General features: G+C 57.9%; 17 protein-coding genes. 7 read left to right on the plus strand and 10 right to left on the minus strand.

Annotated features, from left to right (window positions below):
* Both VEG30_11110 and VEG30_11115 read left to right on the plus strand, forming a co-directional pair.
* Positions 1-256: deoxyribose-phosphate aldolase (locus tag VEG30_11110; protein HXZ80470.1), on the plus strand; the 256-nt coding region annotated here is incomplete at its 5' end.
* Positions 257-291: 35 nt separating this feature from the next.
* The gene (locus tag VEG30_11115; GenBank protein HXZ80471.1) at positions 292-2,676 is read left to right on the plus strand and encodes an aldehyde dehydrogenase family protein; all 2,385 of its coding nucleotides are present in this window, start codon (positions 292-294) and stop codon (positions 2,674-2,676) included.
* A 27-nt stretch (positions 2,677-2,703) separates the two neighbouring features.
* Here the strand turns inward: VEG30_11115 and VEG30_11120 are convergent, their stop codons facing one another.
* From VEG30_11120 to VEG30_11165, 10 genes are all read right to left on the minus strand, one after another.
* Positions 2,704-2,964 carry a hypothetical protein gene (locus VEG30_11120; protein ID HXZ80472.1) on the minus strand — a complete coding sequence of 87 codons (261 nt, stop codon included), beginning with the start codon at positions 2,962-2,964 and terminating at the stop codon, positions 2,704-2,706.
* A 290-nt stretch (positions 2,965-3,254) separates the two neighbouring features.
* A complete protein-coding gene (locus VEG30_11125) occupies positions 3,255-3,920 on the minus strand; it encodes a sigma-70 family RNA polymerase sigma factor (GenBank protein ID HXZ80473.1) in 666 nt (221 codons plus the stop codon).
* Between the two features lie 14 nt (positions 3,921-3,934).
* Positions 3,935-4,729: a PP2C family protein-serine/threonine phosphatase gene (locus tag VEG30_11130; protein ID HXZ80474.1), complete on the minus strand. Its 795-nt coding sequence runs from the start codon at positions 4,727-4,729 to the stop codon at positions 3,935-3,937.
* Between the two features lie 111 nt (positions 4,730-4,840).
* The gene (locus tag VEG30_11135; protein HXZ80475.1) at positions 4,841-5,521 is read right to left on the minus strand and encodes a response regulator transcription factor; all 681 of its coding nucleotides are present in this window, start codon (positions 5,519-5,521) and stop codon (positions 4,841-4,843) included.
* Positions 5,522-5,563: 42 nt separating this feature from the next.
* Positions 5,564-7,234 (minus strand): ATP-binding protein, encoded by a 1,671-nt coding sequence (locus tag VEG30_11140; GenBank protein ID HXZ80476.1) that lies wholly within the window; start codon positions 7,232-7,234, stop codon positions 5,564-5,566.
* 126 nt (positions 7,235-7,360) lie between these two features.
* The gene (gene hemC, locus VEG30_11145; protein HXZ80477.1) at positions 7,361-8,296 is read right to left on the minus strand and encodes a hydroxymethylbilane synthase; all 936 of its coding nucleotides are present in this window, start codon (positions 8,294-8,296) and stop codon (positions 7,361-7,363) included.
* Positions 8,296-9,606 (minus strand): glutamyl-tRNA reductase, encoded by a 1,311-nt coding sequence (gene hemA, locus VEG30_11150; protein ID HXZ80478.1) that lies wholly within the window; start codon positions 9,604-9,606, stop codon positions 8,296-8,298. The genes hemC and hemA overlap by 1 nt, the downstream gene beginning before the upstream one ends.
* Positions 9,603-10,430: a cytochrome c biogenesis protein CcsA gene (ccsA, locus tag VEG30_11155; GenBank protein ID HXZ80479.1), complete on the minus strand. Its 828-nt coding sequence runs from the start codon at positions 10,428-10,430 to the stop codon at positions 9,603-9,605. Before ccsA ends, hemA begins: the two co-directional genes overlap by 4 nt.
* A 207-nt stretch (positions 10,431-10,637) precedes the next feature.
* Positions 10,638-10,994, minus strand: a complete 357-nt coding sequence (locus VEG30_11160) for a hypothetical protein (protein ID HXZ80480.1) — start codon at positions 10,992-10,994, stop codon at positions 10,638-10,640.
* A 126-nt stretch (positions 10,995-11,120) separates the two neighbouring features.
* On the minus strand, positions 11,121-12,110 hold the full coding sequence (locus tag VEG30_11165) for a hypothetical protein (protein ID HXZ80481.1): 990 nt from the start codon (positions 12,108-12,110) through the stop codon (positions 11,121-11,123).
* A 157-nt stretch (positions 12,111-12,267) separates the two neighbouring features.
* On the opposite strand from VEG30_11165, the gene mutS reads away from it, so the two are divergent.
* The 5 genes from mutS to VEG30_11190 all read left to right on the plus strand — a co-directional run bounded on the left by mutS (position 12,268) and on the right by VEG30_11190 (position 20,089).
* Complete coding sequence (gene mutS, locus VEG30_11170) at positions 12,268-14,907, plus strand: DNA mismatch repair protein MutS (protein ID HXZ80482.1); 2,640 nt, start codon at positions 12,268-12,270, stop codon at positions 14,905-14,907.
* Positions 14,908-14,951: 44 nt separating this feature from the next.
* The gene (gene nagZ, locus VEG30_11175) at positions 14,952-16,076 is read left to right on the plus strand and encodes a beta-N-acetylhexosaminidase (protein ID HXZ80483.1); all 1,125 of its coding nucleotides are present in this window, start codon (positions 14,952-14,954) and stop codon (positions 16,074-16,076) included.
* A gap of 3 nt (positions 16,077-16,079) precedes the next feature.
* Positions 16,080-17,231, plus strand: coding sequence for an anhydro-N-acetylmuramic acid kinase (locus tag VEG30_11180; GenBank protein ID HXZ80484.1), 1,152 nt, complete (start codon positions 16,080-16,082; stop codon positions 17,229-17,231).
* A gap of 242 nt (positions 17,232-17,473) precedes the next feature.
* The gene (locus VEG30_11185) at positions 17,474-18,946 is read left to right on the plus strand and encodes an ABC transporter substrate-binding protein (protein ID HXZ80485.1); all 1,473 of its coding nucleotides are present in this window, start codon (positions 17,474-17,476) and stop codon (positions 18,944-18,946) included.
* Between the two features lie 330 nt (positions 18,947-19,276).
* Complete coding sequence (locus VEG30_11190) at positions 19,277-20,089, plus strand: TIGR00282 family metallophosphoesterase (GenBank protein HXZ80486.1); 813 nt, start codon at positions 19,277-19,279, stop codon at positions 20,087-20,089.
* The last annotated feature ends 46 nt before the right edge of the window (positions 20,090-20,135 follow it).

Genomic DNA, 20,135 nt, shown 5'->3' on the forward strand with positions numbered 1-20,135 from the left:
GGTGATGACGAGAGCCATCCGCGAATATGGATTGGAAACAGCCATGGCGGTGGGCTTCAAACCGGCAGGAGGGATACGCACCGCCAAACAATCGCTGGATTGGCTGGCGCTGATGAAAGAGGAACTGGGGCCACCATGGCTGCAGGCCAGCCTCTTCCGCTTCGGTGCGAGCGGCATGCTGGCCGATATCGAGCGCCAGTTGGAATATTTCGCCACCGGAAGATACTCGGCGGATTATCGGCACCCCATCGCATAGGACTCATTACCGCTGAGAGGATCGAGCGCACACGCATGAGTATTGTCGAAAAATTTCTAGGCATGGAATACGGGCCGGCGCTGGAGGATCCGCGGGAGGCGCTGGTCTGGCTCGACCGCCACGGGCGCCGCTTCGGACATTTCATCAATGGCGAATGGCGCCAGCCCGCAGCTGGCGAATTCTTCGACACAACTGATCCTTCCACTGGCGAGAAACTGGCATCCGTCGCACAGGGTTCGGCTGAGGACATCGATGCAGCCGTTCAATCAGCCCGAACAGCGCTGGCCTCATGGCAGGCTCTTACTCCTCATGCGCGCGCCCGCTATCTGTATGCCCTGGCACGCCAGGTGCAAAAGCATTCGCGGCGATTGGCAGTGCTGGAGACCCTGGATAATGGCAAGCCCATCCGCGAAAGCCGGGACATCGATATTCCTCTCGTGGCACGACATTTCTATTACCACGCCGGGTGGGCACAGCTGCTCGATCAGGAGTTTCCCGGCTACGCGGCTTGCGGTGTCGTAGGACAGATTATTCCCTGGAATTTCCCGCTATTGATGCTGGCCTGGAAGATTGCCCCTGCCCTGGCCACCGGCAACACGGTGATCCTCAAGCCGGCAGAGTTCACTCCTCTTACGGCACTGGCATTTGCAGATATTTGTCAGGAGATCGGGCTGCCAGGGGGCGTGGTGAACATCGTGACTGGCGATGGCCGCACGGGCGAAGTCCTCGTGAAGCACCCCGATGTGGACAAGATCGCGTTCACCGGATCCACCGAAGTCGGGCGCGCCATTCGCAAAGCCACTGCCGCCAGTCACAAGCGGCTGTCTCTGGAATTGGGCGGTAAATCGCCATTCATCATCTTCGAGGATGCTGACCTCGACAGCGCCGTCGAGGGCTTGGTCGACGGAATCTGGTTCAACCAGGGTCAGGTTTGTTGTGCGGGTTCGCGCCTGCTGGTGCAGGAGAGCGTGGCCGAAGCGCTGATTGGCAAGGTCCGCGATCGCATGGAAACCCTGCGCATCGGCCCACCGCTGGATAAAGCCATCGACATTGGCGCCATCATCGCTCCCGTGCAACTGGAGCGTATTCGCCGGCTCGTGGATCAAGGTGTGGCAGAGGGAGCTACGTGCTGGCAGCCCTCAACCCCTCTTCCTTCTCGGGGTCTATTCTTCCCGCCCACGCTGTTGAGCAACGTGCAGCCCACTTCGGTAGTTGCCCAGGAAGAGATCTTCGGTCCGGTGCTGACGTCCATGACCTTCCGCACTCCGCGTGAGGCCGTGGAACTGGCTAACAATACCGCATACGGCCTGGCCGCCTGCGTCTGGAGCGAAAGCATCAATGTTGCTCTGCATGTGTCGGCGCAGTTGAAGGCGGGCGTCGTGTGGGTGAACAGCACCAATCTCTTCGACGCCTCATGCGGGTTCGGGGGATATCGCGAAAGCGGCTACGGACGGGAAGGTGGACGAGAAGGTCTGCTGGAATATTTGGAACCGACATGGTTCAAGCAGGCGCCGCCACTTCGACAACCCGCAGCCGCGGTGGATCTCTTGCCCGATGGCGAGGCGGATATCGCTGCTCCCGCCATCGACCACACGGTGAAGCTGTACATCGGCGGAAAACAGGCGCGGCCTGATTCCGGCTACACCATCGAGGTGCGGGGAGCCGACGGCCGTCTGCTGGGCGAGGCGCCACTCGGAAACCGCAAGGACATTCGCAATGCCGTGGAAGCCGCCCGTAAGGCGGACGCGTGGAGCCGTACTACAGCCCACAACCGCGCGCAGGTTCTCTACTACATGGCGGAAAATCTGTCGCAGCGTGGCAAAGAGATTAGCGACCGCCTCGCTTCGGTCGTGGGCAAAGAGCAAGCCGCCGCCGAGGTCCAACTCAGTATCGAACGCATTTTCTCCTACGCCGCATGGGCAGATAAATTCGAGGGAACGGTACACGACCCGCCACTTCGAAACGTCACCCTTGCCATGCACGAACCGATTGGGACCGTTGGCATCGTCTGTCCAACTGAGACGCCCTTGCTTGGATTCGTCTCCCTCGTGATGCCCGTCCTTGCTGTCGGAAACACGGTGATCGCGGTTCCCTCTGAGCTCTATCCCTTGATTACCGGTGATCTCTATCAACTCTTCGATACCAGCGATTTGCCTCCTGGCGCGGTGAACATGGTCACCGGCCGCTCCCCTGAACTGATGAAGGTGCTCGCCGAGCATGACGACGTGGACGCCATCTGGTGCTTTGGAAACGAAGCCAATGCAACTATGGTCAAAGCGCTCTCCATCGGCAACTTGAAGCAGGTATTCACGAACGAGGGGCGGGCCATCGATTGGTTTGACTCCAGGCAGGGTGAAGGTCGCTGGTTCCTGCAGCACGCAACCCAGATCAAAAACATCTGGGTCCCTTACGGCGAGTAAGAATTCGATTCCAACAGAGCGGCGGAGTCAGGCAGCAGGCCGGGAATCATTGGAACCGGCTACCGCGGGAGTCGCTGCTTTTCCCAACTGGGTCGGCTGCCCTACAACATGCGCTCGCGGGATCTGGAACACTCTTGGCAGATAAAAACGCTTGTAGCACGCATGGCAGCGTACCGCCTGAAGATAAGTGGCCTGCAGGAAAGCTCGTTCCACCGCATTCTTAATGCGCGAGCTGTAGAGCTGCTCGGATGTTTGGCAGCGGGGGCAGACGTCGCTAAAGCTCAGCATATGTCACCTCAGAGCTGTCGCTGTGCCAGGTGGAATCGAGCGCGCCAAAAGGAAAGCTATTTTACCGTCCAATGGATGGCAGGCTTCGCTCCTCCGTTGCCTAAAGATGCAACAGCTGCCCAAGAAATGCAACGAAAGAACCACGAATCCGCTAAGCATACTTGCTTCAGACTGTCGCCCAAAAACCTGTTAACCCTGTGAAGGCACAAGCTTTCGCTGCGATTTGCCTACGTGGGTACGCACTAGGACATGTCCCATATTTTCGTCTTTCTAACGCCTCACAGCGCAAGTTAGCGCAGCGGCGCCAGATCGGCGCGTAACTTCTGGGTGGCGCGGAATAGAGTGCTCTTAATGGTGTTTTCTGTTGTGTGCAGGATGGCAGCGACAGTCTGCAATCGCATCCCGTGGTAGTGCTTCAGTTCGAAAACCATGCGCTCCTTGGGCGAAAGCTTTCGCAATGCCCGGTTTATCATCAACTGTAGTTCGCGGCTGAGCGCCGCTCGTTCGGGACTGCCGCTGGCGCGCTGATCAGGTATCCGGTCCAGAACACTGCGCTCTTCGGCTTCGCCATTGACCTCGGTCGTTACCTCGCGCATCCGAAAACGATTCTTGCGGAGGTGGTCGAGGCACAGATTAGTCACAATACGGTACATCCACGTGTAAAACGAGCAGTCGAAGCGGAAGGTGCCGAGATTGCGATAAGCACGCAGAAAGGCGTCCTGGTAGATGTCCTGGGCATCCTGTAGGGATCCAGTCAAATGCGTAGCCAGGCGGAGGACAGCCTGATCATAGCGGCGAATGAGCTCTTCAAAGGCAGTCTTGTCCCCCTGTTGCGCCTGGCGGGCCAGCGTATTCTCATCCAGTGCGAGGGAGACGGTGCTTTCGGCCGGCGCGCCGCAAAAGGCAAGCACCACGCCGCTGTCGAGAGGTCCCCGAATTTTGGCTACCCCTGCCATGGTTTTGTAGCGCGCTACACTCCATCCTCAAATTGCCGCCGTAAGACTAGTAGTCCCATATCGTCTTCGTGCTGATTGCTGGCAAAATCTGCCGCCGCTCCGAGCACGGAAAAAAGCATCGCGCGAGCTGACCGCTCTTGGCACTTTTTGGCAGCCGTCACCAGTCGCTCGGCCCCGAACTCAACACCGGATTGGTTGCGGCATTCCACGACCCCGTCGGAGTAAGCGAGCAGAGAATCTCCTGGTTCGAGCGTGACCTCTCCCCGCGAAAAGCGAGCCCGAGGAACGACACCCATAACCGGTCCTCCCTCCTGGAGCCGTTCCACCGTTCCATCGTGTCGCAGAACTTGAGCTGCCGGATGCCCGGCGTTGCAGTACACGAGTCTTCCGGTCTCGCGATTTAGTCTCGCGAGAAATAGCGTCGTTAGTGGTGGGGCGGACTGCAGCTTGCAAAGGTCGCGATTGATCGCGCTCACAGCCAATGCAGGCTGTTTTCCCTTCAGAACCTGCAGACGAATCGCTGCCAGTAGATGGGTAAACCACATTGCGGCATGAAGACCCTTGCCCTCGATGTCGCCAATGGCAAAGACTAACTCCGCTCCGTGCTCACAGCTGCTGATGAAGTCCCCGGAAAGATGGCGGACGGGAAAGATCTCGCCGGCAAACTCAAATGGAGAGCGCACGATATGCCCCGGGCCGCACAGCCGTCTTTGCATTTGGGCGGCCTCGAAGAAGTTGCGCTGCAACTCGTCGTGTCGGCGACGCAGTTCAGCAATCTGCTCTTCAAGGACATGGTTCTTGCGAATCATCTGGGCCAAGGAAGTGCGCTGCGGGCGCCGCCCAGATCCTACAGAACAGACCAGCTCCGTCCTGCTTCGGCGATTGACTGTTTTCGTGCTCGGCACTGTAGTCTCTCCCGGTTAGCCGACAAACTTGTAACCAACCCCGTGAACCGTCAGGATGAAGTGCGGATCCTCTGGTTTGGGTTCCAGCTTCTGCCGCAGCCGGACGATGTGAGCATCCACCGTTCGTGTGGTGGGGAAGCGCTCATACCCCCAAACATCTTCCAGCAGGCGATCGCGGCTGATCGCTTCCCCTGAGTGGGAAATGAAGTACTTCAGCAGCTCGAATTCTTTGGATGAAATCTCCAACTGCTTGCCCTTGCGCGAGACCTGGCAACTGCGCAGGTTCACCTCCACATCACCAAAGTTGTATCGATCCGCGTCCTTGGGATGGCCCTGAGCGCGGCGCAGCACGGCTTTCACACGGGCAAGCAGCTCGCGAATGGAGAACGGCTTGGTCACATAGTCATCGGCGCCCAATTCCAGACCAACTACCTTGTCGACCTCCTGCCCGCGCGCCGTCAGCATAATGATGGGAAGCGATGGACGTTTCGCCTTCAATTGCTTGCAAACGTCCAGGCCGCTCATGCGCGGCATCATCACGTCAAGAATCACCAGATCGGGCGACTCGCTAAGTGCTCTTTCTAATCCCGCTACACCATCGTTGGCAGTGGCCACCTCGTAGCCTTCGTATTCGAAGTTGTCACGCAGTCCGGCCACCATGCCGGGCTCATCTTCCACAATCAGGATCTTGGTCATCCTCAGTTCTCCCAAAAGCGACTGCGGTACTGACTGCGGTGCTTATGCCGATGCCGATTGCACTCCATTGGGCTCAACCGGCAATGCGATGGTGAATTTGCTTCCCTGCCCCGGTGCACTGTCCACGGAAACCTCGCCCCCATGTGCGTGCACGATGTGTCGAACCAGCGAGAGCCCCAGCCCGCTGCCCTTGGTGTTGTGAACCAGCGGATCGCCAACCCGGTAAAACTTTTCGAAAATCTTGCCCTGTTCGGTGCGCGGAATACCGATTCCGTGATCGATTACTTCCAACTTCACCGAGCCGTTTTCCCGATACAGGTTTACGCCAATATATTTCCGGTCCTGCGAATATTTCAGAGCGTTATTGACCAGGTTTACGAGCGAACGCGCCATGGCCTCGCGATCGATGCGCATTGGCGGTACCGGCTCGATCTTCTCTTCGAAGATGAAACCATTCTGCTCGATCTGGTAGCGGTACGATTCCAGTGTGTTCTTCACCAGTTCCCGCAGGTCGGTCTCGCGAAACTCGTACTCTTTGCGTCCCGCCTCGATACGTGAAAAGTCCAGGATATTGTTGATGAGGGCAGTCAGCCGTTCACTCTCCTTGCGGATAATCTGGTAATACTCCTGGTATTTCCTGGGATCCGTGAGGCGGCCCAGCTCCAGCGTTTCCGCGTACAAACGGATCAGCGAAAGCGGGGTTCTCAGCTCGTGTGAAACATTGGAAACGAAATCGGACTTCAGTCGTGCCAGGGCGATTTCCTTGCTCACATTGCGATAGGTCAGCACGACTCCTCCGGCCATCAAAAGCGACAGGCAGCCCAGAATCAGGAAGCTGGTGTGCATGAATTTTTCACTCATGGCCTTCAAGGTTGTGCCGCGCAATTTCATGCCTAGAGTGAGGCCCGGAAAAGCGGCTTCCATATTGCGTTCCGTCTCGGGCGTACCACCGTCCCATCCCGCTGTTGTCGCCAGGGGAGTGGATTCATTCTTGGGGTGCACGATCATGACCGCGGCCTTTTTCTCCCCCGATTCCACATTGCGGTTCATTTCTGCTTCCAGCGCCTCCGGGAAGAACTCATCGCGCAGATACTCGGCGTCAAACACCATGCCGGCGATCGCCTTTTCACCACTTTCTTCGTCTCGCACGAGGAACATAGGGATGGATTGATATAAATGTTTCTCGCCCCGCGGAGCCCAGTAGTATTCGGAAACGTACGGTTGAAGTTTCTCTTTCTCCTTCTTCTGCTTAGCTTCCAACTTCTTGCTGAAATCCTCAAAGTCGACTTTCAGCCAGGTGGCGAACATCTTGGTAAGGCCTTCGGACTCAGCACGAAAATCCGCTTCCTTAAGACGCCGAGGCTGAGAACGGAGCCTGATACCTCCCTGCGGGTCATAAATGAACACATGCGCGGCATACGGGTGAGAGGCCAGAATCTTGTCCAGTTTGGCTTCGCAAGTTTCGTCGGGCGCGGGAAAGTCCTCGCGCACATCATCCGCTAAGGCGAACGCTTTTTGGTTGATGTGCTTCTCGGAAATGGCCAGCACCTCGCTGAAATCTCGCTGCAGCAGCGCCTCAATCGCGCGATCGCGCTGAATCGTCCTCAAGTGCAGCACGGCGACGACGATCAGCGCGGCTGCCGGCAATACGATGGCGAGCTCCAGCGTCAGCATCAACCGGGTTCGCTCATTCCATCGCGGTTTCGTCTTCATATCTTCTCCGGGGGCCCCAAGCACTTCGATGGTACGGCATGCAACATACCCCACCCAGCCATGGCATGTGTGAAGTTGAAGTAAAGAAAAGTAAAAAGTTGTGAAATCGTTTTGGAGCGGACGCGATCAGGGCTGGGCGGGGGTAACCGCGGGTTCACCGTAGACTTCGCGCAAAATCTCTCCCCCGCCGCGGCGCAGTAACTGTTGGCCGACCTCCCTACCCAGCAATTGCGGATCGCTTCCGGTGCGGACTTCGCGCAGGACAGTGGACCCGTCCGGCCGCGCCACCACACCCGTCAGCTGAATCTTCCCATCAACAACTTCAGCAAAGGCGCCAATCGGTACCTGGCAACCCCCGCCGAGCTCGTTCAATAAAGCTCGCTCGCAAGCAGCGGCTTTTGCCGTCGGAGGATCATTCAGAAATTCAACTTCTCGGCGGGTCTTCTCATCACGTGACCGGATCTCTATCCCCAGGGCGCCCTGTCCGGCGGCTGGACACATCATGTCGGCTGTGAGGATCTGGCGTATCAACTCCGTGCGGCCTAGGCGATTGAGCCCCGCGGAAGCCAGAATAATTGCGTCATATTCGCCATCGTCCAGCTTGCGCAGACGCGTATCGACATTTCCGCGAAGAGGAAAAACGGCGAGATCAGGACGAAGCGCTTTGAGCTGAGCCTGTCGGCGCAGGCTGCTGGTCCCTATGCGAGCGCCCTGCGGCAGTTCCTCGATGCACTGAAAGCGGCGCGAAAGAAAAGCATCGAGCGGATTCTGGCGCTCCGTGATGGCTGCGATCTCGAACTCAGGGGCAAGCTCTGTGGGCAGGTCCTTAAGGCTGTGCACGGCAAGGTCGATTCGGTCCTCGATCAACGCCTCTTCGATTTCCTTGGTAAACATCCCCTTCGTGCCCACCTTGGCCAAGGCCACGTCTGTGATTTTGTCACCCGTGGTCTTGATGATTTCCAATTCCACCTGATGACCGCGCGCGCGCAACAGGGCGGCGATGTGGTTGGCCTGCCACAGGGCGAGTTGGGAACCACGGGATCCGATTCGCAGCAGGGTCATCAGGAAACGGCTCCGTCGCTGCCAGCGGAGTCTGATTTGGAATTCTTGCGGCTCTTGTCGGAGAGATTAAAAAGGCGCCGCATGACCTCTACGACGGTAGTGGCTTCGGGCTGGCGGGCGGCGCTCTTCAGGTTGGTGATGGGCGTGTGCATGATCTTGTTGACCATGCCACGCGTCAGGGCATCGATCGCCACTTCCTGCTCGGGAGTGAGTGTGCCCAGGCGGCTGCGGAAGCGTTCGATCTCGGCTTGCCGAATATCGTCGAGATACTCCTGCAGCGAAAGGATCGTAGGCACCACATCCAGAGTGCGCAAGCGCTCACTGAAGCGCTCGACCTCCAGGGCCACGATGTCTTCCGCCTTGAGCGCCTCGCGCTTGCGGTCCGAGATGTGGCTGGAAACTACCTGCTGAAGATCGTCGATATCATAAACGAAGATTCCATCGACATCGTTGAGCGTGGGATCCACATCGCGAGGAACCGCGATATCGATAAAGAACATCGGACGGTTCCGGCGGCGAGCCATAAAGGCCTCCCCGTGCTCACGGCGGAAGATGGCGTGAGGCGCCCCGGTGGAGGTGATCACGATGTCAGCTTTGTCACAAGTATCGTACAGATCACTGAATTGCAGCGCCTGGCCATCGAACCTGCGCGCCATCTCCAGCGCTCGTTCGTGCGTCCGGTTGACGACATAGATGGTTGCTATCCCGCTAGCCAGCAGATGCCGGGCTGCAAGCTCGCACATCTTGCCAGCCCCCACCAGGTATACGCTCTTCCCCTTCAGGTCGCCGAATATCTTCTTAGCTAGTTCCACCGCCACGGAAGCCACGGACACGGCGGAAGAGGCAATTGCGGTCTCGTTGCGCACTTTCTTGGCAACCGCAAACGAGCGGGTGAGAAGAGCATCCAGCTGCGAGTGCACAGCGCCGACTGCCCGGGCGATGGCATAGGCTTCCTTCACCTGGCCCAGGATTTGGGGCTCACCCACGACCATCGAATCAAGGCTGGAGGTGACGCGGAAGAGATGCTTGATAGCCTCCTTCTCACGAAATTCGTAGAGATAAGGTTCAAACTCGGCATGTGGCAGCTTGAAATAATCGGCAACAAAACCCCGCAGGTCAGCGGCGCCGTTTTGCAGCCCGGCCAGAACCTCAACCCGGTTGCAGGTAGAGAGAATTATTCCTTCTTCGACCCCGGGATAGTGCAGCAGATGTTGCAGAGCGTCCGGCAGTCGGGACTCGGAGACCGCGAAGCGTTCCCGAATCTCCACGGGCGCGCTTCGATGGTTCACTCCGATGAGCTGCACGTTCATGGGGCCACAAACCTGTGTACTGCGCTGAAGTAATTTGCTGCCCAGGCTCCCACCGCCGCCAGGAAAGCAAACGTCGCCAAATAGGCAGCGCGACGCCCGCGCCAGCCGGAGTTCCAGCGGCTGTACAACAGCAGCATGTACACCGCCCACATCAGCAGAGAAAGAATGATTTTGGGATCATAAAAAAAGTGCGACCCAAAATTTGCTTGCGCCACCACCGATCCCGCAATTAGGCCAAACGTCATGAAGGGAAAGCCCAGCAAAAGCGACTTGTAGCCGATATCGTCGATCACCTGCAGCGCGGGCAAGCGCGAAAGCACACCATCGGCTGCCGGAGTCTTGGATTTCAGGCTCCGCTCCTGCACCAGGTAAAGAATGCTCGAGGCGAAGCTGAGTAACAGAGCAGCGTAGCCCGTAAAGATCATCGCTACGTGCACGCCGATCCAGCCGCTACGCATCAGGCGCGAAGTAAAGATCACCTGCTGCTGCCCCAGTGCGGAGGCAAAAACTAACAGAAAAACCAGGGGAAAGACGAAAATACCGGGCGAAGTGGTGCGGTACTTGGCAAATACCACCATGAAAACCACGAGGATCAGAAAAGCGAGTAGCGATTCCGACTCGTGAATCGACATCAGAGTGAGCGAGAGATGGCCGCTGGTCATGGCGGTCTCGGTTAGCGAGACGAAATGGAACACCATGCCCATCCCGACAAAGGGTATTACCACACGGGATAGCCAGGCGCAGGGCCGGCTTACCGCCGCCAGCGCATAGAGCAAGCCCACCGCATAGAACAGCACCGCAATTCGGAGCCAAAGCAGTGGCATAGCTTAATCCCCTCGGATCAGGGGCGCTGCCCTCCTCCTGTTCTGTAGGGAAGAATGATTATAAATCCCTTGATTACGGTGCCTCAGGCCAATGGGACGGAGCAGCGGAAGAGATCACTCCGCGGGTGTGATCTGGGTCACAGGATAAATGGCCATTCCCCGTCAGCCCGTCAGTTAGCTGGCGAAGCTTGTCCGCGCCGTTATCGCTTAATCCACTCCCAGGCTGTTGAGGTACTCCTCGATCTCAGCGGCGCTCACGCTGAGCCGGCGTCCGTCCTGCATCATGTTCTCAATTTCGTCGAAGCCATGAAAGAGGCGCACCTTAGCCACCGCGTACCGTTCGGTATCGGTAAGAGGGCGGCCGTGCGCGGAACTCCAGTTTTCCGCCACCTCGCCTCTAATGAAGACGCTGACTGCATAGGTAGTCTTTCGATCGGAGCTGACGTCAAATATGTACTCGGTGGCGGGCGCCTCGCTATCGCCGGAAAGAGCAGGACGCTGACCTACAAAATAGTATTGATAAACGTAGCCGGTTTCGCCAGTGTAGGTCTTTACGCGACGCAACGCCATCAGATACGAAGAAGTGTACTACTTCCACCCTCGGCCCTCGTTCACTTCAGTGGGACCCGAGCTCACGAGCTCACCCTTAACATCCCCCGATCGCCCGATCTGGCTTCTTCCTCGGCGTCCTTACTCCAGAGGAATTTCTCGCAGGCGTTTGGCGCAAGTCTCAGAACTCACTGGCGTGTAGTACACCTCCTTGAACGTGTATGACTTTGCCTTGTCTTTGACAACCGGAAGAATTTCGATGTGCCAGTGGTAATCGTCATCAATCGTGGTCCAGTAACGGAGAACGTCGGACCGGTGCAGTGTATTGGGCGAGGTGTGCAACACCAGGTGGAAGGCATCACTCACAGCGCGGATGCGGCTGAGCGTGCGCCTCAGCAGCGCCGCCAGATCGCGAAGATTCGAATTTCTGCTGACGCTCAGGCGTTCAAAGGAAGCCTCGTGTTGGCGGGACATAATCCAGGTTTCGAAAGGCACCCGCGGTGCATAGGGAACGCTCGCCACATAGTCACCACGGGTTTCTACGACGCGCTTGCCACTGCGTTCTTCCTGGGCTAGGATGTCGCAAAAAACGCACCGTTCCTTTTGACCGAAATATTCCTTCCCGGCGCGTAATTCATACAGGATACGTCGGGGAACAAAGGTAGTCGCAGTGAGTTCAGAAGTCGGATGCTCGAAGTCCTGTCCGGCCGCCACACCGTAGTTCTTGTAAACCGAGACATACTTGAAGCGTCGGTCGCGCTTGAGATCCAGGATGCGGCTGGAAATGAGCTGCAGTACCTGCTCGATTTCAGCGTCAGTGGCCTGCCAAAGCTGTTTCTTGTGGTTGGGGTTCTCCACCAGAACTTCGTGCGCGCCCACGGCTTGCATGGAATCATAGAGACCCTCGCCCCGGCGTTGCGGTTCACCTTCGATGCGAAAGATGGGCATAGGATGCACCACCGCTCTTGCCTGCCAGAGACCGCCGTCCCGTGAAGGCACGCTGGATATTACTTGCGGAGGCGCCGTCGCGTCGGGGCAGTATCGACAAATACTCTCGTCTTTAACCTGAGCCGCAGGATCGTCTCCGGTAATGACCCAGGAGCGAGTAATCGGGTCCTTGCGTAATTGCATATGGTAAGGAAACACTGATCGCGGCCAGGCGTCAACACAGACCGTTCCGGGATTCGCTCTGCTATAATCCGCCCAGTTTTGCGGTGAAATGACCGATTTCCCCACTCCGCAGTCTCCCCACCCGCCGCCTGCCCCCAATGAGCCAAGCACGCCCCTGATGCGACAGTACACGGCGATTAAAAAACAACATCCGAATGCCCTGTTGTTTTTCCGGCTAGGTGACTTCTATGAATTGTTTTTCGATGATGCGGTAGTCGCCTCACGAGAGCTGCAGATCACCTTAACCTCCCGTAACAAGGAAAAGGGCGTTCCCATGTGTGGCGTCCCCTATCACAGCGCCGAGGGATACATCGCCAAGCTGATCCGCAAAGGCTACAAGGTGGCAATTTGCGAGCAGACCGAGAATCCCAAGCTGACAAAAAAGCTGGTGCGCCGCGAGGTGACCCGTGTCGTCACTCCCGGGACTGCGGATTCTTCTCTCATTTCCGAAGAAAACAACTTCTTGGCTGCCATCGCCAGTATCCAGGGAAAGAGCGGAAAGATAGTTGGCTTTGCGGCGCTGGATCTCTCCACAGGCGAGTTCCGGGCAACAGAATTTGCTGGCGAGACCGCCGAGCGCCGGATCTGGGAGGAGATGGAGCAGTTGCGCCCGCGGGAAGTACTCTACGCCTCTTCATTGCCCTTGTTTGAGGTTCGTGGAGTTTCCGCGGTTGCTGCATCCGAAATCGCTGTCCAGGGCGCTGCAACGGCTCTTCCATCGAGCGCCGCCTGGGCGCTGACTCCGCTGGAGGATTGGGTGTTCGCACCTGATTACGCCGTGCCGCTGGTCGAAAACCATTTTGGAGTGATGTCACTGGAGGGCTTTGGTCTGGCCGCCAAGTCCTCTGCGGCTACGGCAGCGGGAGCCGTTCTCCATTATGTGCGCAGCACGCAGCGCGGATGCCTCGACCACGTTGACCGTATCGGCTTCTACGAGCGCCAGGACTGCCTGGTGCTGGATTCTGTTACCGTCCGCAACCTCGAACTGATCGAACCCCTGTTTGCCGGATCGGGGGAAGCGGTCACACTATTTCGCGCTCTCGACTCTACCCTGACTCCAATGGGCAAGCGACTGCTGCGCGCCTGGATGCTGCGCCCATCGATTGATGTGCAGGAGATCAACGCCCGCCTCGATGCGGTGGAAGAGCTAAGTTCTCGATTGATGGGCCGGGAGGAGCTGCGACGGTCGCTGGATGGCATTTTCGACATCGAGCGGCTGCTAAGCCGAGTCACGCTGGAGACCGCCAACCCGCGCGATGTGCTGGCCCTGGCAGCCTCGTTGGCAAAGATCCCTCCGGTGAAAGCGGCGCTTAGTCAGTTTGTCGCGGCTCGCCTGCGCGAGAAGCTTGAGTCGCTGGATGACCTGCAAGACTTGCGGCAGCGCATCGACCTGAGCATTGTTCCCGAGCCACCGCTGACGTTTGCCGATGGCGGTGTGATTCGGGATGGGGTAAGTACCGAGTTGGATGAGCTGCGCGCCCTCAGTCGAAACAGTAAGCAGTACCTGGCTCAGATCGAGGAGCGCGAGCGGCGACGTACTGGCATCGCCTCCCTGAAGGTGAAGTTCAACTCCGTCTTCGGGTATTACATCGAGATTTCCAAGGCTAATCTTCACCTGGCTCCCGCGGACTACGAGCGCAAACAGACGCTGGTCAATGCCGAGCGCTTCACCACCCCCGAGCTCAAAGAGTACGAGGCCAGGATTCTGGATGCACAGGAGAAGATCGTCGAGATCGAGCGGCAAATCTTCGCAGATCTGCGGGCTGCGGTAGCCGGGCAGGCGAAGCGCATCCGGCAAAGCGCCCTGGCGCTAGCCGAGATTGATGTGCTGACCTCGATGGCGCACCTTGCCGCGCAAAGAAATTATTGCCGGCCGCAGTTTGAAAACAACGGAGAGCTGGAGATCGTTGATGGCAGGCATCCCGTAGTCGAAATACAGGAACTCTACGGAGTAGCTGAACGATTCGTCCCCAATGACTTGTTTCTAAATACTACGACTCAAGCCATCCTGCTGCTGACTGGTCCAAACATGGGCGGCAAATCCACCTATCTGCGACAGACTGCCTTGATCGTAATCATGGCCCAGATGGGATCGTTTGTGCCGGCGAAGCGAGTGCGATTAGGCGTAGTGGATCGCATTTTCACGCGCATCGGGGCCAGCGACAATCTTGCCCGCGGGCGCTCCACGTTCATGGTGGAGATGATGGAAACGGCGGCTATTCTCAACACCGCCACCCCAAGGTCCCTGATCCTGCTCGACGAAATTGGCCGGGGCACAGCCACCTACGACGGCCTGGCGATCGCTTGGGCGGCCGTGGAATACATTCACACGCGCACACGCGCCAAGACGCTGTTTGCCACTCACTACCATGAACTAACGGAACTGGCGGAGAGGCTTTCGGGAGTAAAGAATTATCACGTCGGAGTAAAAGAAAGCGCAGGAGGAATCGTGTTTCTGCGCAAGGTACAGCCTGGAGCAGCGGATAAAAGCTACGGTATCGAAGTGGCCAAATTGGCAGGGCTGCCTCACGATGTCGTAGTGCGAGCGCGGGAAGTGTTGGCCGAACACGAAGCTGCCGAGCAACGGCTGAGCAACCATCTGGCTCACGAGGAGCAATCGCCTGAACCCATCCAGTTAACCATTTTCACGCCTCTATCGCAGAAGATAGTGGACAGGCTGCGCGAGACAAATCTCGACCAGCTCACGCCACTGGAAGCTTTGAATCTGTTGCATGCGCTGAAAAAGCAAATCGAATAATCGACTGGCGCGAGCGCAAGAAAGGCCCTTCGGGACAATCCTCAATGGTGCAGAAATCCTCTTTAGAGCTTCAGCAGCAGGTTGGACAGATGCTGATCATGGGATTTGACGGGCTCGAGATGGGAGCGCGCCTGCGTACCATGCTCAGCAGCCTGCAGCCGGGTGGCGTGATCCTCTTCCGGCGAAACATTGATAGCGCAGACCAGACCTATAGCCTCGTACAGGAGTGCCGTAAGTCCATTTCCACTCCCTCCTTTTTGTGTGTCGACCTGGAGGGTGGCGCTGTCGACCGCTTCCGCGACCTGATTGCCCCCGCACCCTCAGTAAATGAAGTAACGGCGGCGGGCAATCGGCAGTTGTTCCGCAAGCACGGTCAGCTACTCGGACGGGAATGCCGGGCGTTCGGATTCAACACCGACTTCGCTCCCGTATTGGATCTCGGCCTGGAAGCCTCCAAGCAGGTTCTCACCACGCGTACCGTATCTGCGGATCCAAGAAAGGTCGTGGTGTACGCCCGCGAGTTGCTGAAAGGATTGAAAGATGTAGGCATCCTGGGAAGTGGAAAGCATTTTCCAGGGCTAGGCGAGGCAAGCCTGGATACGCACCACGCCATGCCGAAGATTGTGAAGCCTTGGAAGCGCCTATGGGAGGAAGACCTCTATCCCTACCGCACGCTGGTACACGAGTTGCCATTCGTTATGGTCGCGCACGCTGCATACCCGGGAATCACTAAGAACGGAACACCAGCTTCGATCTCCCGGAAATGGATCACCGACATTCTCCGCAAGAAAATTGGATATAAAGGGCTGATCGCTGCCGACGATCTGGAAATGGGCGGCGTGCAGGCGGCAGCCTCGATCGAGGAAGCTGCGGTCGAGACGGTGCGAGCCGGTTCAGACATCTTTTTGGTCTGCCACAAAGAAGAGCTGGTATGGCGCTGCCACGGAGCGGTGCTGAAAACCGCGGAGACGGATCGTCGCTTCCGGGAACTGGTCAGGACTGCCTCGAAGCGCATCCTGTCAGTGAAGAAACGATCGCCAGAGCTCAAAATGCGTCCACCCCGCAAGCCCGAGCAGAAGACCCTGGACCAGCTTCGTCGGGCGGTATGGGAGTTTAGCGAAGAGGTGCGCCTGGATGCCGAAGCCCCCAGGATCGCGACCCAGGTGTGAGGCGTGATCGTTGCCGGAGTGATGAGCGGCACCTCGGCTGACGGAATCAATGTCGCTTTGATGCGGCTGCTTGGCAGAGGGTTCCGCACTCGCTTGGAGCTCCTGGAACACGCAAACTACCCCTTCCCTCCTGCGGTGCGCCGCACCATTCTCTCCCTTATGAACGCCCAGGCCAGGGTGGCCGAGTTGGCACGGCTGAATTTTCTGTTGGGCGAGTTGTATTCGGACGCGATTCTTTCAACATCCCGCAAAGCACGGATCGCAGTGGAGCTAGTGGGATGTCATGGGCAGACTCTCTATCACCAGGGCGAAGCCGCAAGTTTTCTAGGACGTAAGCTGGCCGTGACCTGGCAGACGGGCGAAGGTGCGGTGATAGCGGCACGAGTGGGAGCGCCGGTCGTCTCGGATTTTCGTCCGGCTGATATGGCGGTCGGGGGCAAGGGTGCGCCGCTCGTTCCCTTCCTCGATTATGTGTTGTATCACCATCGCCGCAGAGGAAGAATTTTGCAGAATCTTGGCGGAATCGCGAATCTGACGGCGATTCCCGCGCGTTCCACTCCGCAAGACGTGCTTGCTTTCGACACCGGCCCCGGCAACATGGTGATCGACGCGGTCACCGATCGGCTGTTTGGAAAACCATTCGATCGCAATGGTCGGATCGCGGCCAAAGGACGCGTCCTCGAGCGGGTGGTGGACGAAACTCTGGCCCTGCCGTTCTTCCGCCGCAAGCCGCCCAAGACCGCTGGGCGGGAGGAGTTCGGCCGGGAGTTTGCCACAATGTTTGTTCGCCTCTGTGGGAGAGTTGCCAAAGAAGACGTGGTAGCAACCGCGACCGCGCTGACCGCGCATTCAATCGCGTTCGCGGTGCGAAGTTTCCTCCCTGGAATAAAGCTGGTGAACCGGCGCCTCCCCTACAAAGACTTCATCGTCTCGGGCGGAGGCGCCAGGAATCCAACCCTGATGCGAATGCTTGCCGAAGCTCTTCCGGGCTTACGCCTTCAGACCACTGACGATTACGGGCTGCCTGCCGAAGCTAAAGAAGCGGCAGCATTCGCCCTCCTGGCATATCAGACGTGGCGGCGCCTGCCTTCAAATATACCCACTGCAACTGGAGCACAGAAACCCGTGGTGCTGGGCAAGATGTCCTGGCCATGACGCTTCGTCGGCCACATCACCGTGCCTCTGTAACCTTCAACTGTCATTCTGAGCGACGGCCGAGCCCGGGGTCCCCAGCCAACCCGCTTTTGGCTTGCTGGGGTGGTTGCAGGCCAGAGGCGAAGGACCTCGCGCTTTCCGCGTCTGGCAGCCGGTGTGTGCACGGGTGTCCCACTCAAGCCCTCTTTTGGCTTGAGTGGGAATGGGTTTCTGTCACCGCACTTCTCCTCGCCTGCTTGCTCTTGCTCTCCTGCGCCGAGCATCCCCCCTCCAACTCGCTGGTGATGATCATCGAGAGCAGCCCGACGAATCTGGATCCAAGGGTAGGCATCGATGCGCAATCGGAACGCATTGACGAGTTACTGTTCGATGCCCTGGTGCATCGTGATGAGCATTTCGCCTTGCATCCCTGGCTGGCAAAGAGCTGGGAAATTCCCGATCCCCAGACCTACGTTTTTCACCTCCAGCGCGGCGTCACCTTTCACGATGGGCGTCCCTTGACCGCGCGTGACGTGAAGTGGACCTTCGACTCGCTCACCAACGGCACGCTGCGCACAACCAAGACGGGCACGTTCCGTTACTTGGATCGCATCGATACCCCGGACGATGCCACCGTCATCTTCCACCTCAAGCAACCCTGGGCCAGCCTGTTGTGGAATGTTTCGAACGGCGCGATTGGGATCGTCCCCTATGGGAGTAAGGGCGAGCTGACTCAGATGCCGATTGGCTCGGGACCCTTCCGGTTTGTGCGCGCTGAACAGGATAAAGACGTCGTAATTGAGCGCAACGACCGCTACTGGGGCGAAAAGCCGAACCTGCAGCGCGTTCAATTTCTGGTAGTGCCGGACACCACCACGCGAGCGCTGGAATTGCGCAAAGGAAGTGCAGATGTGGCCCTCAACTCTCTGACCGCTGACATGGTTGCGACGATCGAGAAAAATCCGCAGCTGGAGGTAATGCGGCGTCCGGGAACTATTCTGAGTTATCTTACGATGAATCTGCGTGATCCGATTCTGAAGGATGTGCGGGTGCGCCGTGCGCTGGCTTACGCTATCGACCGCCGTCCCATGATCCAATATATTTGGCGCGACCTGGCGCGACCAGCCAGCAGCATTCTTCCGCCAGAGTCATGGGCCTATGATCCGCAGACCGAGCAATATCCCTTCGATCCAGCGCGCGCCCGCCAGTTGCTGGATGCAGCCGGATATCGGGCGGTTAATGGCGTGCGCTTTCATCTTGCGATGAAGACTTCCACCGAGGAGAGCACCCGTCTTCTCGCAGCCGTGCTGCAACGACAATTGCGGGATGTGGGAATTGCTCTGGACATCCGCAGCTATGAATTCGCTACTTTCTTTTCCGACGTCACCAAGGGAGCTTTCCAGATCTATTCCCTGCGATGGATTGGTGGGAACGACGATCCAGACATTTTTGAATACGTGTTTGACTCGGACCACACTCCGCCTCGAGGCGCCAATCGCAACTACTATTCGAATCCACGCGTGGACCAGTTAATCGCGCAGGGGCGCAGTGAAGTAGACCCGACGAAACGCATTCAGGCTTACGGCGAGATCCAGCGCATCCTCGCCGAAGATCTTCCTTACATCAGTCTATGGTATTACGACAATGTGGCGGTCCATTCACCGCGCGTGACGAACGTCGAAATCAGTCCTGCCGGCAACTACGATTTCCTGCTCCACGCCCAACTGCAGCAATAGCCGGCCGAATGAAACACTCAAGACCTCTGCTGGCCTGAGTGGGCCATTTCGTGCGTGGCAACGGGCGTCTCGTCCGTTCAGGTCGAGGCGCAGCCTCGACAGAACAGTTTTGCAAGGCAGCGGCTCCAGCCGCAGCGTACAATTCCCTCCCAATTGTCATCCCGACCAAGCACTGGGATCGCCTGCAGGCGATCCCAGTGCGCGTTGAGAGACCTGCTTCGTCCTCCCTCTTCCGCTCTCCCGACCTTTCTTCACCCGATCTCTCGATCTTACTTCTCACCCCACGTGCTACCATCGATTGTTTGGGCTTGCAGCCACGAGGGAACCTGATTGCGCATTCTCTTCATTGGTGACATTTTTGGACGGCCGGGCCGCACCATCGTGCAGCAGCGGCTCTCGGAAGTTGTGGCCCATTACCGCGCCGACCTCATCATCGCCAATGCCGAGAATGCCGCCGGCGGTTTTGGCATCACGCCTGGGATCGCCGAGGAGTTGTTCGAGCAAGGCATCAGCGTCTTAACCACTGGCAACCATGTGTGGGACAAGCGCGAAATCATGGACTACATGAATTTGGCGGTGAATGGACATCCGGCTCGGCGCCTTCTCCGACCCGCCAACTACCCTGCAGGCACTCCCGGACGCGGGTTTTACGAAGGCAAAGCATCGAACGGCGTCCCCTATGCCGTGATGAACCTGCAAGGACGGGTATTCATGGCGAACAACGATGATCCCTTCCGGGTGGCCGACGATCTTCTGAAGACGAACACAGCCAAGGTGGTGCTGGTCGACATGCATGCCGAAGCTACATCCGAGAAGATAGCTCTAGGCTGGTATTTGGACGGGCGTGTTACTGCCGTTTTGGGTACACACACCCACATCCCCACCGCGGATGAACGCGTGCTGCCCAAAGGCACGGCTTACCAGACCGATGTGGGGATGACTGGTCCCTACGACAGCATTATTGGAGTGCAGAAGGAACTGGTGATTCAGCGTTTTCTCACCAACTTGCCCGCGCGCTGGGAGCCGGCCACCGGCGACGTAAAATTTGCCGGGGTGGTAATCGACTGCGACGAGAGTACCGGACGAGCGCGGTCGATCCAGCGAATTATGATCGCAGAAAACGACCCGCCACTTCGTACCTAGTACTCCAGTTCTCGCCCGCCTTCTCAAGATCTGCAAATCGGTAGTT

This window comes from Terriglobales bacterium (assembly GCA_035624455.1).
Classification (GTDB): Bacteria; Acidobacteriota; Terriglobia; order Terriglobales; family Acidobacteriaceae; genus DASPRM01.

What these genes read in the sequence shown, in the direction of transcription:
- hemC (HXZ80477.1), bottom strand. Translation starts at nt 8,296, where the DNA reads ATGACCCTGCTGCGAATCGGATCCCGTGGTTCCCAACTCGCCCTGTGG.
- VEG30_11120 (HXZ80472.1), bottom strand. Translation starts at nt 2,964, where the DNA reads ATGCTGAGCTTTAGCGACGTCTGCCCCCGCTGCCAAACATCCGAGCAG.
- ccsA (HXZ80479.1), bottom strand. Translation starts at nt 10,430, where the DNA reads ATGCCACTGCTTTGGCTCCGAATTGCGGTGCTGTTCTATGCGGTGGGC.
- VEG30_11115 (HXZ80471.1), top strand. Translation starts at nt 292, where the DNA reads ATGAGTATTGTCGAAAAATTTCTAGGCATGGAATACGGGCCGGCGCTG.
- VEG30_11125 (HXZ80473.1), bottom strand. Translation starts at nt 3,920, where the DNA reads ATGGCAGGGGTAGCCAAAATTCGGGGACCTCTCGACAGCGGCGTGGTG.
- VEG30_11135 (HXZ80475.1), bottom strand. Translation starts at nt 5,521, where the DNA reads ATGACCAAGATCCTGATTGTGGAAGATGAGCCCGGCATGGTGGCCGGA.
- nagZ (HXZ80483.1), top strand. Translation starts at nt 14,952, where the DNA reads ATGGTGCAGAAATCCTCTTTAGAGCTTCAGCAGCAGGTTGGACAGATG.
- VEG30_11130 (HXZ80474.1), bottom strand. Translation starts at nt 4,729, where the DNA reads ATGATTCGCAAGAACCATGTCCTTGAAGAGCAGATTGCTGAACTGCGT.
- mutS (HXZ80482.1), top strand. Translation starts at nt 12,268, where the DNA reads ATGCGACAGTACACGGCGATTAAAAAACAACATCCGAATGCCCTGTTG.
- VEG30_11140 (HXZ80476.1), bottom strand. Translation starts at nt 7,234, where the DNA reads ATGAAGACGAAACCGCGATGGAATGAGCGAACCCGGTTGATGCTGACG.
- VEG30_11165 (HXZ80481.1), bottom strand. Translation starts at nt 12,110, where the DNA reads ATGCAATTACGCAAGGACCCGATTACTCGCTCCTGGGTCATTACCGGA.
- hemA (HXZ80478.1), bottom strand. Translation starts at nt 9,606, where the DNA reads ATGAACGTGCAGCTCATCGGAGTGAACCATCGAAGCGCGCCCGTGGAG.